A 15,576-nucleotide genomic window follows, 5' to 3' on the forward strand; every position below is an offset into this window, starting at 1 on the left:
CGAATTTAGCCATATGGCTCAACCGGGTCCTCGTGTAGGCTGTGGAGCCGAGTTTTAAGGGCTTGATTTTCAGTATGTCAACTGGGTCTGCCATTCGCAGAAGCTACAGGTGAATTCAGGATGACCCATGTTGATACTTGATTGTGTAATCTTCAGCACATAAGACAAAGAGAATAAGATTTTGTTTCGGTATGCTCATTGTACTCTTAGTCAGTTGCGCCCACTCGGGTAATCACACCTGCATCGACTGGTTACTGCATGAAGTTGCTGCGGCTGCGGCAACATATTTATTTGATTTGAAATGACATGATTATAAACAGGCTGCTATTTCAGAAAGATAACGACGACTGGAAGCAACACCGCACGTTTATGAAATACCCGAATAATTATGGCCAGATCATCAAATTCGTGTATGAGAGGAACGATAACCGCGTTATTGACCCAACACATACCTGACGGCTACTTTTTTGTTGTTTCTACCGACTTTGAGCCGCTTGGCTTTAAATGGATAGTTAAATGGTAGGCTGGCTTTGAGCCTTCACGAACTTCCAATGGCTGTCAAGTCCGTCTTTCGTAAACAACTTGTGCAGGGCTACACCGGTCTCCTGTTCAAAACTGGTATGCATAGTCTCAAAAGCATGTCTGCCCAGCGCCCGGTAGCTTTCAAACTGACTTTCTGAAAAGAACTGATCCGACGTCGACTCGTGGGGGAAAGCGATTTTGGTAGAGCCATAATTGAATATATCGCGGGGTTCGTTGCCGTAGAAAGCAGGTTTAATGTAAAGCAGCAGACCATCCACCTCGTCGGGGTCTGTTGTAGCGGTCAGCTTATCAACGGCAGAATAGCCAATGCGGGCCAGTGTCCAGTACTTCCCGTCTGCAAATTCTCCATTCGTTGACCGGGCCTGAATGGGGAATTTGCCCTGAAACTCGATGGGTATACCCAGGTCAATACGGATTTTACGGATTGCATTGCCCAGGTCTTCCAGGGTACAGGATTCATCGCAGCTGGCGTCGCTCACAACAATAAACCGGTTGCGCCGTAGCACCATTTCATAGAGGCCCAGATTCTCGAAGTGCCCGCCATCCGACAGGTACACGTATTCGTTGGTATCGTCGGTATTGGCCTGAAGTTCATCCCAGATGGGTTTAACGGCCAGAGCGGGGGTCGACTTATCAAACGTCTTGTCGCCCGCCGGACCGGGGTTTCCCAGCCACCAGCCAAGCCGGACGTTGAATAAGGTCATCAGAAAAGCAACCAGAGTAGATGAGTGATAACCCATATTTGGGCTGGCAGCCGCTCCCGATATAGTTATGGCCGTGCCCAGACTGATGCCTTTTTTACCGCCATAACAGTTATACTCCGGTGTCGACAAAGCCGGGTTTTCTTCCCCGGAGCGGTAATCAGCCGGATTGGTTTTGGCGCGAGTTCGCCGATACGCTAGGTTCATGGCTCCGGCGTGCAGGGGCGAAATGGAAAAGGCTTCCGCTTTTCGCTCCTGCCAGGCCAGATTCTGCCCATTCACCAGGTTTAAGGCCAGATTTATAACATGGAAAAGGGGTTTCTTTGGCGTTGCTTCTTGTTTAGTTTCGGTGCCAGCCCCAATCGGCGTCTTTGTCGCCGGTGTCGTATAGGAATCCACCTTCAATTGGCCCATGGGAATATTATCCTCTTCATCAAAGCCGGTGAACGGGTCGGGGGTGCGTGTTTCCTGCGGACGCGAGGCCCCCAGATACGCCCTGATCAGCCGGGCTCTGTACATCGCATGGAGCGAAAACCGATTGGTGTCGATCATCAGAGCCAGCAACCAGCCTGCCACCAGAAAGAGGATGAGCAGAATCAGAGGAGTAAAAACGGTGAGGATACGGCCACAGGTATTTTCGCCAAACCAGTCATAAAGCTGATCTGTTAGCAGCCCGGCCAGCGTTTGGTTCAGCAGCGAAAGCATGACCATCAAAATAAAGATGGTCAGCGTAGCGGCAATGGGCAGACTAAATTTGGATAGTAACCCAATTATGCCCGATGCGTTGCCTTTTCCCTGGCGCGATCCGGCACCCTCGCCCCGCCCGGCACTCTGCGCACTTCCACCAAGCAGAGCCGTTAAAATACCCGAACCAAGGCCAATGCTGGCGACTTGCAGCTTTATAGCGTCAATAAGCCCCGGTCCGAACAGGATGACACTCGATAAAACGAGCCAGCCCAGGGCCGCAATCAGCAGCCAGGCGCTGTACCGGGCCGTCCATTCGCGTCGGGCGTCGTCGAGGTATCGGCTGACAACGCCTTCAAAGAAATAACCAACCAGCAAAATGGACAGCATAAAACAGGGGAAGGCCAGACAACTGTACAATTCTATGGATGATGAACGCAGCAGTTTGGCGGTCAGCAATAATAAAAAACCTGCCATGGCTCCCACAATGGCGATCACCAGAAACATCAGGAACTGTAAATAGAACTTCTTCGGTGTTGGTCGGGCCAGTAGCCAGCCTATAACGTGGGCCAGTGTAGTACCGCCCATAATCCAATAGCCCCCCTCCGAGAAAATGTTCAGCCCGGTTCGCTGGTCGAGTCCCAGCGATCTATATATATTGCCCGCCCAATGTGTACTGTTCGGGTCCAGCTTAGTGAACCAGATCCAAACCAGTATCAATAAAAGAACAGCGACGGAGAACGGCAGCAGACATTTGTTAATGAAGGCGGTTTGATCCCGATCCGATTTCAGTGGAATGTCGGTGAGTTTTTTTTCAGACTGTTTTTTTGTTTCGGGTGTCGGTATGTACGAATGGACAAAATAAACGGCCATAACGGACAACACACCCGCCACCGTCAGTAAGCTCCCCATAATCCAGAACCAAATGGTATCGCCGGGATTCAGTTTGGCAGAGGCCAGGGTAACGCCTACCCAGGGAACGGCCGCCAGAGCCGCCAGAAATGGCAGGATCACCAGCCAGATTAACAACAGATTACGCGTATACGTGGCAACGAGTGTCCAGGTGTCAGCGGAGAACAGACCCAGTTGTGGGCTGAGGTAGTTACTGAATTGGCGCAGATGCCGGATCGGATCAGCTTCGCTGGCAATGGGCGTACTGCTGGTAGTTTGAAGTTTGGTAATGACTTTGTCCAGCCCTTCGTGGTGGCGCCAGGCACTAAGCCAGCCGCCTACATACCCACCGCCCGATACGGTAGAGAGGTAGGAGAATCGCCCAAGCAGGTTGTGCTGAGCGAGGCCCTGCATGACACCCAGCGCAAAGGTGGCACTTCGGATACCCCCACCCGACAGGCATAATGCACTCTGGTACGTACCGAGCATTTTACCGAAAATCGTGTCTAATGCGGATTTTTCTCTGGGCACAATATGCTCCGCGAAGGCATCTTCCAGCAAAAGCTGGTTCAATTCGTCTGTTGGGAAATGGTTGGCGTCCTTATGTCGCCCATCTTTCCATTTCAGATAACGTTTAAGCAGCCCCCGAGTGTAAGGCCGTAAAGCTGCGTTCAGTAACCAGGGTTCTTCAGTCAATAAGTTGGAGTTTGCGGCTTTAGCTATGAGGATATCTCTGACGATGTCTTCACGCAGGGGTTTTCTAGCAAGCCACTCAGCCAGACGGGTATAGGATGTTTCGGTATGTGTCTGTTTCGGTAAGGCTGCTTTAGCAGTAGCCTCCATGTGCTCTCGCTCGGCCTCCAGCTTCCTGAACAACTCGACCGGTTCACTGACCCTGAACCGGTGAACGTCTTCCGAATCTGGCTGGTCCTGCTCATGATCGGTCAACGGTACTTCGGGAGGAGCAGGGGTAATGTCGTGGATGAAGTTGTACTCTTCCTGAAGCACATCACTCAGATGAAGTGAAGGTGCGCTGGATTCATGGGCGTGGCTGAACAGGTCGGGCATGGTTATCGCTATTTTATAGTGGAGATCAGGGGTGGATATGCTGAGTCAAAATGGGGGTTGCCCGGGCCTGAATAAGAGACGTCTACAGGCAAAAAGAACTATTAGACTTCTGAACGATGGTCTATAAGCGTAAAGCCAAAGTCTATCACTGACCTTCGTATAAAAGACGATTAACCAAGGCTTATTCATCGATAGCTACCTTAATACCATTGGGCGATGAAGATAGGGAAAAGGATAACTTACTTACAATCAGTATTATTTAAAGGTAGGTTGTTCGACGGTTTAGTTGCCGGAGAGGTTTTGGGTAATTCAACTACGCTCGAAAACGCATAGGAAGACGGGTTCGTCTGGTGACGAACCAACAAAAAGCCTCAACCCGATAATCAAATCGGGTTGAGGCACGGTAACTAGCACGGTTACTGATTAAATCGGATGCTGTTCAGTTGAATGATGTCGTTGTTGGGTTTGCTCCACTTCACTACCACCACATACACATCGTGCCGACCCGTGAAGGGTTTGTTGAGCAGACCCGTTACCTGATTTGTCGTCTTCCAGTCGCCGGTGGCTTTGTAGGGAGCACGGCTCACAACCGGCCCCGCGTAGGAGTCGAGCCGGACCTCAATTTCACCGTCTTTGTTGAGCGATGAATAGTCGTACGTCAGCGATTTGATGGTTGTCATGTCAATGTCTTTCAGCAACACATACGCCTTGTTGCTTCCGGCCGAAAGGCGGCTGCCAAAGCGGGGGAAACCAACGTACGCGTCGGCATTCAGGGTTTTGACGGTGGCATTTCGTAGCGTAATCACTTCTGAACTGGTAAGCGGCCCTACGCTTTTCGTGCCCTTGTCGGTATAGGTGGCCAGCAGGGTGTACTGCCCGCGGGCGTCTTCCTGTTTGTGCTCGTTCAAGGGCAGTGTACCTTGTAGGGGCACGGCTTTTTGCTTCCGGGCGTCGGTTAGTGAGAAGATATACTTCACCATTTCCTGCGCATCCTGGACCGGAATCTGCGGGTGAGCGCTCATCAGGTGGTCTTTGCTCCAGTTGCCGCCACCTCCTTCAATAATTTTCCGGGCCAGCCGGTCCACGCTGCCTGCCTGTCCTTTGTAACGGTCGGCAACGGCCAGGAAAGTAGGACCAACGGAGGGTTTATCAATCGTGTGGCAGGCTTTGCAGTCGCTGCCCGCTACGAGCGTTTTGCCCAGCGAACCACCGCCCAACTGGGCTATTTCCTGGTGCCCCTGCTGCGGAGCCGCCATAGGTGCGCCATTAGGCTGAGCACTGTATTCGTAGAGCACCTTGATGCGTTTGGGGTCAATTTTTTTATCTTCCTGATCGGCCACTTTCACAGCGTAGGTGAAGGGCTTGTTCTCCCAGAAGAACGACTTGTTATCTGGTGTTACAATGGCTACTTCTGGTTTGGCATTACCCACTTTTACCGAGATGGTATCCATGCCCACCTGCCCCGTTTGGTCGGTCACTTTCAGGATGGCGTTGTACACACCAGGCTGGGCGTAGGTGTAAGTTGCCATAGGTTTAGTAGAGCCCACGGTTTTCCCGTCAAATAGCCACTCATACGTTACCTGGTCATCGTCGTCGAGGTCGGTGCCGCGCCCGGCAAACTTCACGCGCAGCGGAGCCAGACCAATGGCTTCCCGAAGTACGGGTGCATTACGGCCGTCGGAGGTGAGATAGGAGCGGGCATTACGTTCGGCCGCAGCCACGGAATCGACCACGCTGGCGCGGGCAATGGGTGGCCGGTTGCCAGTATTGTACTCGATCTTTACAAGTCGGGCGTCGTCATTATCGGCACCATATACCGAGCCGTACTCCAGCATATACATAACGCCGTCTTTGCTAAAGGCCAAATCGATGGGTCGCCGGAAATCGCCCTGAGCGGCCATAAACGGCTCGGTACGAATGTAATTATCATCTTTGTCGACACGAACGGCCATTACCCAGTTGCGCATCCAGTCGAAAATGAAGAGGGCACCATTGTAATAATCCGGGAATTTGTTTTTCGACGGAGAATTCTGGTCGTAGCTATAAAATTCACCGGCCATCGCGCTGCGGCCACCCTGCCCCAGCTCCGGAAACTCTTTCGAAGCCGCGTAGGGATACCAAATCATGGCCGGATTGGTAGGCGGCAGGTTTTTCAATCCGTTGTTCTTGGGTGAGTTGTTGACCGGTGCTTTCGGGTCGAAACGGGGGCCAACGGCATTGGTCGCGAAATCCAGATCGCCATACGCTTGGCTGTTGCCAATAAACAGCGGCCAGCCGAAGTTGCCGGCCTTTTTCGCCTGGTTAAATTCGTCATACCCCCGCGGGCCGAGGGTGCTGCTATCTTTTCCGGCATCGGGGCCAATTTCACCCCAGTATAAAACCGACGATTTGGGGTTGAGTGCAATGCGGTACGGATTCCGCAGTCCCATGGTGTAAATTTCGGGCTTGGTCTGTGCCGTTCCTTTGGGGAATAAATTCCCTTCGGGAATGGTGTATGTACCGTCGGGCAGCGGACGAATCCGCAGAATTTTTCCCCGCAAATCATTGGTGTTGGCGGCTGTTCCCCGTGCATCGGCGGCCAGATGGTCGGGACGGGCGTCGATGGGCGCGTAGCCATTGGAAGGGAAAGGATTGGTATGGTCGCCGGTCGACAGATACAGGTTTCCTTCTTTGTCGAACGCCAGCGAACCCCCGTGGTGCGAACCCGGCTGATCGATACTTGGCACCGTCAGCAGGATTTTCTCGGAAGCCAGATCAAGTGTGTTGTCATCCTTCACTACAAAGCGGGACAGATTGTAGAACGGCTCCTGGGTAAATTGAGGGGAGTAATAGACATACAGAAAGTGGTTGGCCGCAAAGTTCGGGTCGAGGGTAATGCCCTGCACGCCATGCCCCGCTTTCGTGGGAACATCGAAGCGATGCACCAGCTGACTTTTGTTCGTGCGGCTATTGTAGACGGATAAATTACCGCTCCGCTCGGTGAAAAACACCCGGCCATCGGGTGCAACGGCCAGCTCCATTGGCTCGTTCAGGTCATTGACCAGCACCGTTTTTACAAACCGGTTCTCTTCGGGGGTAACCGTCGCATAGGCTTTGCTGTAGTCGAGCGGTTTGCCGCTGCCCATCACCCAGTTCAGGGCACCCAGCAGGTGCTGCACAAAGAGAGGTTCGCTGAAGCTCGAATCTTCGTGTCCGCCACCGGTATAGTAAGCGCGCCCACCGTCGAACTCGTGGTACCACGCAATGGGGTGGTTGCTGCCGTTGATGCCGCCATCGTAGGTACTTTCGTCCAGATTAGCCACCACCGTCAGGTCAGAATAGAGCGACCGGTAATTGTACCATTCGTCGGTGCGCTCCCAATGATCGGGCAGGTGAGCGGTGGATGCGTGATTTTTGTCTGTTACATCCACCGTTGCTTTGCGGACGTTGGAGTTGCTGGGGTGGCTGGCAAAGTAGCCGCCTGCGAGTTTGTTGTACCACGGCCAGTCATATTCGGTATCGGCCGCTGCGTGGATGCCCATGTACCCGCCCCCGGCCTGAATATAGCGCTCAAAAGCGGCCTGCTGCTTCTGATTCAGCACATTGCCGGTTGTACTCAGAAACACAACGGCGGTGTAGTGCCGCAGACTGTCGTCGTTGAAGTAATCGGCATTCTTGGTGGTATCGACCCGGAACGCGTTTTCCCGGCCGAGCTTCTGGAGAGCTGCAATCCCGAACGGAATAGACGTGTGTTTCCAGCCTTTCGTTTTCGAGAAGACCAGTACCCGTTTCGGGCCGGTCGGAGCCGGTTTGGGCTGGGCTTCATTACTGGCTGCTCCATTGGCAGGCGTTACCGATGAAACCGGCGATTTGGTGTTTTGGGAAATCGTTTTTTGATTGTTCAGGCAGGCATAGAGAGCCAGACTAAGCCCGGCAAAGCCAAGAAAACGGACTGACTGCCGGAGGGAGGTTGGTAACCAGGTCATAAAGGGAAAAGGTTAATCGTCGGCCCATGGAAAAAAAGTTTTCAGGTCTTTTACTCGGGGCTAATCGTTTAGGTACTAACTGTATCTATAAGGCCCGTAATAGACTAAACTACCGGTTCGTCAGGTTGCGGTAAGTGTGTATCAGGTAGCCGACAATTGTCAAATGGTGTAGTTGATGAGTGATAAATAAAGTATGGACGAAAAAAACTAATTACAAGCAACCGTTTACTATAAATAAGCAACCGTTTGCTATAAAATATTTGTCAGGTTGCTATATGCGTTCATAATTTAAATTGATTTTATGTCCTCCTGTTCAGCCAATTATCAATTTTTCACGTGTAAGACGTATGAAAATCAAACTTCTTAAATTTATTGTTCTCGCAATTCCTCTTGTGGTGTCAGGCTGTCTGGACCACCGTCTTGTAACCGATCCCGGCCAGCTGCGTCAGGAGACAATTGCTACAAATCTTGCCGCTCCGCTTGGCATGGCCATGGACGATAAAGGGCAAATCTGGATAACCGAAGTGGCCGCGGGCAAAGTGTCGGTGATGACGCCCAATGGTACAATTTATCCGGTCATTACCGGCTTCAGTGTATCCGTAAGCCCGGAGGGAACGCCCGACGGCCTCAATCACCTGGCTTACAGAGACGGGATTCTGTACATTCTCCACGGTGTTGATGATAAACTCTACAAAGCCAATGTCGGGGCGTTCAAGCCGGGCGATCCACCCCTTACGGTTGGGCAGCTGGAGAGTGAACCAATTGGGCAATTTGTTCTGGATTATCAATTTGCCGATGATACCGGCGAGTCTAACCTGTATAATTTAACGTTTACTCCAGACGGTGATATGTACATTGCCGATGCCGCTGCCAATGCCATTATCCGGCGAACGAAAACCGGTACGCTGAGTGTATTCGCCACCTTGCCCGGCATTCCGAACCCAACACCCGTTGGCCCGCCCATTTCGCAGGCGGTGCCTACCGGTATCGCGTTCGACGGTCAGAACTTTTTCGTGACAACACTGGTGGGGTTCCCGTTTCCGGTTGGTAAGGCAAGGATTTATCAGGTCGACATGACGGGCACAGTATCTGTTTTTCAGGACGGGCTGACCAGCCTGGTCGATGTTGTTCTCGCAGGAGACAAACGCCCCATCGTACTCAGCGTTGCCGAGTTTGGCGCTCAGGGGCCTACTCCCAATACGGGTAAAGTATACAGCGTGAGCGGAGGACAAGCAACCACCCAACTCCAGCAGTTGAACCTGCCCACATCAATTATCAGCGGTGTTCCCAATACCTATTACATCAATAGCCTGGCGGGAGGGACAATACAAAAAGTGACGTTCTAAAGCACCGTAAACCGATTTTTACTAAAATCTGACGCCTTTTCAGCCCGTGCCTATAAGAGCAGGAGGACGGCTGTGAGACAGGAAATACTGTAACGTATCGGGTTATTGAACACGGAGACGATCCGCTGTTGCGGCACTAAGAAAGATTTGGTTTTTCTTTGTGTTCTTAGCACCGCAACAGCGGATCGTCTCCGTGTTCAATATCTTTGCCACATGAATCGTCGTACGTTTATCCAACAATCTGCCGGGGCAAGCGCTGGCCTGATGGCTGGTCAGTCACTTTGGGCCGCGCCAGCCGCTGACTTCCCCGTTGTGCGGACAGCCGCAGCCCAACGCAATTTCACCAGCGCGGCCGTTGAGCAGACCATCCAGCGAATGCACAAAACCATTCGTGACCCGGAACTGGCCTGGCTTTTCGAGAACTGCTTTCCAAACACCCTCGATACCACCGTTCAGGTGAGCACTAGCAACGGCCAACCTGATACGTTTGTCATTACCGGCGACATAGATGCTATGTGGCTGCGCGACAGTACGGCGCAGGTATGGCCCTATCTGCCGCTCATCAAGCAGGATAAACCCTTGCAGCAACTGATTGCGGGGGTTATTCGTCGGCAATCCCTTTGCATTCGACGCGACCCCTATGCCAACGCCTTTTATGCCGATGCCAGCAAAGAGGGCGAATGGAAGAAAGACGTGACAGCCATGAAACCCGGTCTGCACGAACGAAAGTGGGAACTCGATTCGCTATGCTACGCTATACGGCTGGGCTATCACTACTGGAAAATAACCGGCGATACCAGCCCGTTCGATGCCGACTGGCTACAGGCCATGCAACTCGTTTTGCAGACCTGCCGGGAGCAGCAGCGTAAGATCAGCCGGGGCCCCTACAAATTCAGCCGCGAAACGTCCTGGTCGACGGATACCGTACCAGGCGATGGCTACGGAAATCCAACGCGCCCGATCGGGTTGATAAACAGCATCTTCCGCCCATCCGACGATGCAACGGTTTTCCCTTTCTATGTGCCCTCGAACTGGTTTGCGGTAGTCTCGCTTCGGCAGCTGGCCACGATGGTCGAACAGATCAAGCCTACGACCACGGTCAACCGACAGGCCCTGTCTGCGGATTGCCGCGCCCTGGCCGACGAGGTGGAGCGGGCGTTGAAACAGTACGCCATTTATACGCACCCCAAATACGGGAAGATGTATGCCATGGAAGTGGATGGGTACGGCAATCACCTGCTTCAGGACGACGCCAACGTGCCCAACTTACTGGCTTTGCCGTATCTGGGTGCCATGCCCGCCAGTGATCCGATCTACAAAAATACCCGTCGCTTTGTCCTTAGCCCGGACAATCCGTATTTCTTTAAAGGAAAAGCTGCCGAAGGCGTCGGCAGTCCGCATACGCTGGTCAATAATATTTGGACCATGAGCCTGACCATGCGCGCTCTTACGTCTACCGACGACCAGGAGATTCTGGCCCAGCTCCGGCTGCTAAAGAAAACCCATGCCGGAACGGGCTTCATGCACGAATCCTTCAACCAGGATGATCCTGCCAAGTTTACCCGAAAGTGGTTCGCCTGGGCCAACACCCTCTTTGGCGAACTGGTCCTGAAAGTCGCTAACGAGCGCCCGCAATTGTTGGGTAAAGTTCTATAATAGAAGACAGGTTGAGTAGTTTCCGATGATAATGCGATTAAATTACTCATGAATGAATGAGTAGCGTTGCATTAATACACAAGGAACGGTATTTTTAGACGTTAAATAAAAGGGTTATGTATCTACCATACATAACCCTTATTTTTCTGCCGGAACCGACTTACTGACTACAGATGAACCGCTTACTAACCTGTCTTTTGCTTTTAACAGGCATTTGCTCTCCTCTTTTTGGCCAGCAGGCCTATGATGCACAACCCGGTAAACCGGCTCAGTTCAATGGCATTGATTACGGCTACGAAATACGTAACGAACGTCGTGTTGATATTGGCGGGGAGCGTTTCATGCGCTACGAACTGTCAATTTATGCCACGAATAAGAGTAACTGTACCAAGATCATGTTTCCCCGTCAGGCGTTGCTGGATCAGAAAGACCAGAATGAGCTGGCTAATTTCGATTGCCTGAACGCCACCGGAAAACGTCTGACGTCTAAAAGCGCAAAGGTTCTGGCGCGGCCATTCACCGTGCCTTACCGGCAACGGGTAAAGAACGCCGAGGGAAAAGAAGTGGTAACGATAACCGACATTCAGGCCGGGCACATGCTTCGAAACGGCGAGACCGTGAGTAACTCCCTTATTGTTATCGTTCCCGATGGCGAACAGCCGGTCATGAAGGTTCGAATCATGGAAATTCCTGATCTATAGTGTATTCATCGACTCGCTTGCCAGGTTCCCGTTGCCTGACCACCTCCCAACTCCCAGGTTCCTTTGAATGCTGATTTAGCATAATTTCCGGACAGGTTAACGTCTCCGCCTTCCGGGTAGGTATAAGTGATCGTTAGTTTTCCATTTTGCCAGACAACCGTTTTCAGGTCAGCAGAATACTGGTCTCCGTTATTGTTGATCGCGGTAATCTTTCCCGTTACGTTTCGATTGTTGTCCTGATTAAGGACCAGTTCGAACTTCCCGGATGTCGGGCCATCGAAGGTGCCCGCCCATGTACCGGTTAGGGTTGTTAATGAATCAATCGTGGCGGGTGAGTTTTGTGCTTTTACGACCTGAAAGGTGAGCGTAAACAGGATAGTTAATGTTAGTAATGTCCGGATTGCCATTTTTTGTTTAGAAATAAAGTTAAGTGATTGTAGGCGGGGTCGAAGTCCCGGATGCAAAAGAGAACAATTTATGGCGAATACTGCATACGTGGTTGTTATCAATTCGTTATGCCAGCGGTATCTGAATCTCGGAGGCTTTTTTTATAACAAAAGCCCTGGCTTCGTCATATTCCTCGGCAGTGCGTAAATGCTCCAGCATCAGCGGCACTTCCTGGGGTAGGGAGGTGACATTGCGGATATAGGCGGCATAATCCAGTCGGCCGCGGCCCGGCATGGTTTCCATAAAATGGCCATCTTTGGGCGCAATGTCCTTGGCGTGAGCCGAAATGATCCAGCGGCCTAATTTCTGAAAGGTTTCGTTGATGAGAGCCGTATTGGCGAAAAAGCGCGTCGGACTATTGATGATATTGGCAATGTCTACGTGAGCTCCGAAAGCAGCCCGGTCAATGGCTTTGATGAATTTGAGGTAGGAGTCGGGGCCGTCGGGCAAGCTCCAGCCCATCATTTCCAGCGCAAATTTGGCTCGTTTTGGTTTCACGGCATCAATGACCTTACGGCAGTTTTCGACCGTGGCATCGAAGTAGTCTTTGCCCAGGTCGCGTGCGTCGGGGCCATCCCATTGGGTGGGGCTGAACGACCCGCCGATGTTGACACAAACCCGGGCGCCAACGGCCTCGGCCAGGGCGAGCCGGTCGGTAACGTACGTGAGATTTTTACGGCGCTTTTCGGCATCCTGATCCAGCATATTCACCCACGCGCCCACTTCGGCAATGAGCACATTCTGGGCGGCAAACGCTTTTCTTATGGCCTCGATCCGGTTCGTATCGGTCAGGTCGACCGTAGGGACGTAGGCTGCGCTGTATTGTAACCGCCGATGTTCGCGCGCCAGCTCGTCGGGATCGTTGCTTTTCAGGAAAATAGGGCCGCCAAGTCGTAAGGGTTTCTGAACTGTGCGGACAAGCGGCAGATAGGAGGGCAGTACGGCGCTGCTCGCCAGGAGCGCCGACGACTGCAAAAAGGTGCGACGGGAGAAGGATTTCATGAGGGGTTCGGAGGAAAAAACGTACAGAGCTTAACGCTACTGAAAAGCACCCGATGCAACGGGTTTACTACGTTTTCTTGGTGAACTCAGCCAACTCGTGGTACGAATACCTCCCCCCGGCTTAGCAGCCGTGCCGTCCGAATTACGCCTGACTTGCCTAGTTTAATGCCACCGCTTTCAGTGTGTTGTTTCAGCTGAACCGTGAACTCGCCCGTAGGGTGTTCGACTGAGTAACCCTGTTCAGTTCCTTTGGGGAAAACTGCGATTCCGTCGGCCACGGAGCCGGGCAACAGGCAAGCCGTAGCGGTCGAAATGGCTCCCAGCACGCCAATTGCTTCGTGGACCCGGTGCGGAATGAACGTTCGTGTGCTAACCATCCCGCCCGTCCGGGGTGGCGCAATCAAACACAGTTTGGGGACGGTTTTGCTGGTCACATCGCCTAGATTCATGAGTGGGCCAACGGCCAGCCGGATGCGTTCGAGGGTTTGTTTCAATAACTCATTTGCTTCAAGTTCGGCGGGCGATTCGTAGCCGGTAACGCCCACATCGGCCGCCCGAAGAATCACCTCGGGCATTCCGTTATCAATACAGGTTACCTCAATGCCATTTATCCGGTTCCGGATTTGGCCCGTGGGTAGCAATGCACCGCAGGTCGACCCGGCAATGCCCAGGTAGTTACAGAGAATCGGCGCGCCTGTTCCCGGTACGCCATCCACTTTTGCTTCACCAACCAATGCCCCTCCTGCATACTCAACAATCCCGCCCGGTGTTTGCACCGTTACTTCGCAGATGCCGCCCGTATTCACCATGTTGACGCGGGCCGTTGTCGTTGGACTGGTGGCAGGAAACAGCCCCGATTCAATGGCGAAGGGCAGGACGGCCGCCAGGATGTTCCCGCAGTTTTGATCGGTCGATACCCGCCCGGCTCCTACAACTACCTGCAAAAACAGGTAATCCAGATCGGCATCGGTCTTGTCTGATCGACTGACGACCGCCACTTTACTGGTCAGGGACGTCGCGCCACCCAGCCCGTCAATCTGCCGGGGATCGCCACCGCCGACGCCTTCCATAGCGGCCAGAATCAGGCGGTTGCGCGGAGCTTCATCGGTGGGGAGGTCGGATGCGTTGAAGAACAGCCCTTTGGATGAGCCTCCTCGAAACTGCATGACGGGAATGGCACGTTGTGGCATGGTTTAGTGCTGAGTGTGTTCAATCAGATTTTCAAGGCTGGTCAGTGTGGCCCGTGACATCACCGGCTCAACATGCTGTGCACCAAGCATGGCAATAACGGCTTCGAGTTCATGGCTTCGGCGGAGGGCGTGGGTTTTGCTGCCTTCCAGAAAACGGTCGATCAGCGCGTCGTTGCCACCGACGACAGACAGAATCTGCTCCCGAATGTACGGTTCCAGTCCAAACGAGCGACCGGCGTCTACAGCTTCGCCAATGACGGCGGCAATGCCCTTGTACACAATGGACCGGAGCAACTTTCGGGTGGCGGCCTCGCCCGTCTGATCGCTCACTACGCTGATGTTCAGCCCCAATGGAAGCAGTAATTCGGCAAACCGATCGGCACCGGGACCCGACACCAGAAACGGTGTTAAAATGCCTTTGGGCGGTACAGGTGCCATGATGGCAACATCCACGACCAGGGCGCCGGAGGGGCTGATGAGGACTTCGACCTGTCGTTTGGTGTCGGGCGAAGCGGTGTTCATTTCGGCATACAATTGCCCCGGTCGAAGAACCGGCAACACCGCTGCCGCAACGGTTTCCGCTACTGCCGACAGGTTGACGCTTAAAATAATATCGGCGTTGCGGGCGGCTTCGGCAGGACTATCGGCTCGTATTACAGACGGTAGTAAATCTCGTCTGAGAGCGGGGTCATAGCCTGCTACGGTTACGCCCAAGGCGAGCAGATCATTGGCGAAGTGGCTTCCGGCTTCACCCAGCCCAAGTACTGCGATTTTTATTGGTTTATTCCCACCCATAAAGTTGAATAGATGTTTTGCCTTGCCGGAGTTGTTCGCGTATGGTTTCTTCACGGCTCTCACGGGCCGTCGCCTTTTCGAATACATCCTGAATAAGGTTTTTCGGTACGACGACAACGCCATCACGATCACCCACAATGATGTCTCCGGGGTGAATCACAACGCCACCGATAACGATGGGCTCGTTTAACCTGCCGCCTTCGATGCTCGACGTACCCTTGATGCACAGCCCCCGGCTGAACACGGGGAAGCCCATCGCGTCAATATCATCGGCATCGCGGACACAGGCATCGATAACCAACCCAGCAAGGCTTTTTGTTTTGGCACCCAGACTCATTAAGTCGCCCCAGTAGCCCGCTTCGTAATAGTCGGAGCAGTGCGCTACGAGTACATCACCCGGCTGTGCGTAAGCGTAGGCCCGGTGCAGAATTTTATTGTCGCCTGGTATCGTCTGCACGGTATAGGCCGGGCCACAGATCTTCATGCCGGGCGCAATCGGTTTGATGGCCGAGGGCAGATTACCGGCCTTGCCGAGCGCTTCGTGCAGGGTGGCAGCTGAGAATTTCGCGAGCTGATGATACATGAAT

11 protein-coding genes are annotated in these 15,576 nt (G+C 53.0%); 4 read left to right on the forward strand and 7 right to left on the reverse strand.

Going from position 1 to position 15,576, the window contains the following annotated elements:
- The first annotated feature begins 306 nt into the window (after nucleotides 1–306).
- The gene (locus NT073_RS28525) at nucleotides 307–456 is read left to right on the forward strand and encodes a hypothetical protein (RefSeq protein ID WP_297380806.1); all 150 of its coding nucleotides are present in this window, start codon (nucleotides 307–309) and stop codon (nucleotides 454–456) included.
- Nucleotides 457–512: 56 nt separating this feature from the next.
- Here NT073_RS28525 and NT073_RS28530 read toward each other — a convergent pair whose 3' ends face one another.
- Nucleotides 513–3,887: a patatin-like phospholipase family protein gene (locus NT073_RS28530; RefSeq protein WP_297380808.1), complete on the reverse strand. Its 3,375-nt coding sequence runs from the start codon at nucleotides 3,885–3,887 to the stop codon at nucleotides 513–515.
- A gap of 416 nt (nucleotides 3,888–4,303) precedes the next feature.
- Nucleotides 4,304–7,852 carry a ThuA domain-containing protein gene (locus NT073_RS28535; RefSeq protein WP_297380811.1) on the reverse strand — a complete coding sequence of 1,183 codons (3,549 nt, stop codon included), beginning with the start codon at nucleotides 7,850–7,852 and terminating at the stop codon, nucleotides 4,304–4,306.
- A 347-nt stretch (nucleotides 7,853–8,199) separates the two neighbouring features.
- On the opposite strand from NT073_RS28535, the gene NT073_RS28540 reads away from it, so the two are divergent.
- The 3 genes from NT073_RS28540 to NT073_RS28550 all read left to right on the forward strand — a co-directional run bounded on the left by NT073_RS28540 (nucleotide 8,200) and on the right by NT073_RS28550 (nucleotide 11,555).
- Nucleotides 8,200–9,198: a ScyD/ScyE family protein gene (locus NT073_RS28540; protein WP_297380814.1), complete on the forward strand. Its 999-nt coding sequence runs from the start codon at nucleotides 8,200–8,202 to the stop codon at nucleotides 9,196–9,198.
- 213 nt (nucleotides 9,199–9,411) lie between these two features.
- Nucleotides 9,412–10,854 (forward strand): glycoside hydrolase family 125 protein, encoded by a 1,443-nt coding sequence (locus NT073_RS28545; protein WP_297380816.1) that lies wholly within the window; start codon nucleotides 9,412–9,414, stop codon nucleotides 10,852–10,854.
- Between the two features lie 173 nt (nucleotides 10,855–11,027).
- The gene (locus tag NT073_RS28550; RefSeq protein ID WP_297380818.1) at nucleotides 11,028–11,555 is read left to right on the forward strand and encodes an ABC transporter permease; all 528 of its coding nucleotides are present in this window, start codon (nucleotides 11,028–11,030) and stop codon (nucleotides 11,553–11,555) included.
- 5 nt (nucleotides 11,556–11,560) lie between these two features.
- On the opposite strand, the gene NT073_RS28555 is transcribed toward NT073_RS28550, so the two are convergent.
- The 5 genes from NT073_RS28555 to NT073_RS28575 form a co-directional block, all read right to left on the reverse strand.
- Complete coding sequence (locus NT073_RS28555) at nucleotides 11,561–11,962, reverse strand: hypothetical protein (protein ID WP_297380820.1); 402 nt, start codon at nucleotides 11,960–11,962, stop codon at nucleotides 11,561–11,563.
- Between the two features lie 106 nt (nucleotides 11,963–12,068).
- Complete coding sequence (locus NT073_RS28560) at nucleotides 12,069–13,004, reverse strand: TIM barrel protein (protein WP_297380823.1); 936 nt, start codon at nucleotides 13,002–13,004, stop codon at nucleotides 12,069–12,071.
- A gap of 86 nt (nucleotides 13,005–13,090) precedes the next feature.
- Nucleotides 13,091–14,194, reverse strand: coding sequence for a 4-oxalomesaconate tautomerase (locus NT073_RS28565; RefSeq protein ID WP_297380825.1), 1,104 nt, complete (start codon nucleotides 14,192–14,194; stop codon nucleotides 13,091–13,093).
- Nucleotides 14,195–14,197: 3 nt separating this feature from the next.
- A complete protein-coding gene (locus NT073_RS28570; RefSeq protein WP_297380828.1) occupies nucleotides 14,198–14,989 on the reverse strand; it encodes an NAD(P)-dependent oxidoreductase in 792 nt (263 codons plus the stop codon).
- Nucleotides 14,976–15,572, reverse strand: a complete 597-nt coding sequence (locus tag NT073_RS28575; RefSeq protein WP_297380830.1) for a 4-carboxy-4-hydroxy-2-oxoadipate aldolase/oxaloacetate decarboxylase — start codon at nucleotides 15,570–15,572, stop codon at nucleotides 14,976–14,978. Before NT073_RS28575 ends, NT073_RS28570 begins: the two co-directional genes overlap by 14 nt.
- Nucleotides 15,573–15,576: the final 4 nt, after the last annotated feature.

It is taken from the genome of Spirosoma sp. (assembly GCF_026391055.1).
In the GTDB taxonomy this organism is placed as follows: Bacteria; Bacteroidota; Bacteroidia; order Cytophagales; family Spirosomataceae; genus Spirosoma.

What these genes read in the sequence shown, in the direction of transcription:
- NT073_RS28575 (WP_297380830.1), bottom strand. Translation starts at nt 15,572, where the DNA reads ATGTATCATCAGCTCGCGAAATTCTCAGCTGCCACCCTGCACGAAGCG.
- NT073_RS28550 (WP_297380818.1), top strand. Translation starts at nt 11,028, where the DNA reads ATGAACCGCTTACTAACCTGTCTTTTGCTTTTAACAGGCATTTGCTCT.
- NT073_RS28555 (WP_297380820.1), bottom strand. Translation starts at nt 11,962, where the DNA reads ATGGCAATCCGGACATTACTAACATTAACTATCCTGTTTACGCTCACC.
- NT073_RS28560 (WP_297380823.1), bottom strand. Translation starts at nt 13,004, where the DNA reads ATGAAATCCTTCTCCCGTCGCACCTTTTTGCAGTCGTCGGCGCTCCTG.
- NT073_RS28530 (WP_297380808.1), bottom strand. Translation starts at nt 3,887, where the DNA reads ATGCCCGACCTGTTCAGCCACGCCCATGAATCCAGCGCACCTTCACTT.
- NT073_RS28525 (WP_297380806.1), top strand. Translation starts at nt 307, where the DNA reads ATGATTATAAACAGGCTGCTATTTCAGAAAGATAACGACGACTGGAAG.
- NT073_RS28540 (WP_297380814.1), top strand. Translation starts at nt 8,200, where the DNA reads ATGAAAATCAAACTTCTTAAATTTATTGTTCTCGCAATTCCTCTTGTG.
- NT073_RS28545 (WP_297380816.1), top strand. Translation starts at nt 9,412, where the DNA reads ATGAATCGTCGTACGTTTATCCAACAATCTGCCGGGGCAAGCGCTGGC.
- NT073_RS28535 (WP_297380811.1), bottom strand. Translation starts at nt 7,852, where the DNA reads ATGACCTGGTTACCAACCTCCCTCCGGCAGTCAGTCCGTTTTCTTGGC.
- NT073_RS28565 (WP_297380825.1), bottom strand. Translation starts at nt 14,194, where the DNA reads ATGCCACAACGTGCCATTCCCGTCATGCAGTTTCGAGGAGGCTCATCC.
- NT073_RS28570 (WP_297380828.1), bottom strand. Translation starts at nt 14,989, where the DNA reads ATGGGTGGGAATAAACCAATAAAAATCGCAGTACTTGGGCTGGGTGAA.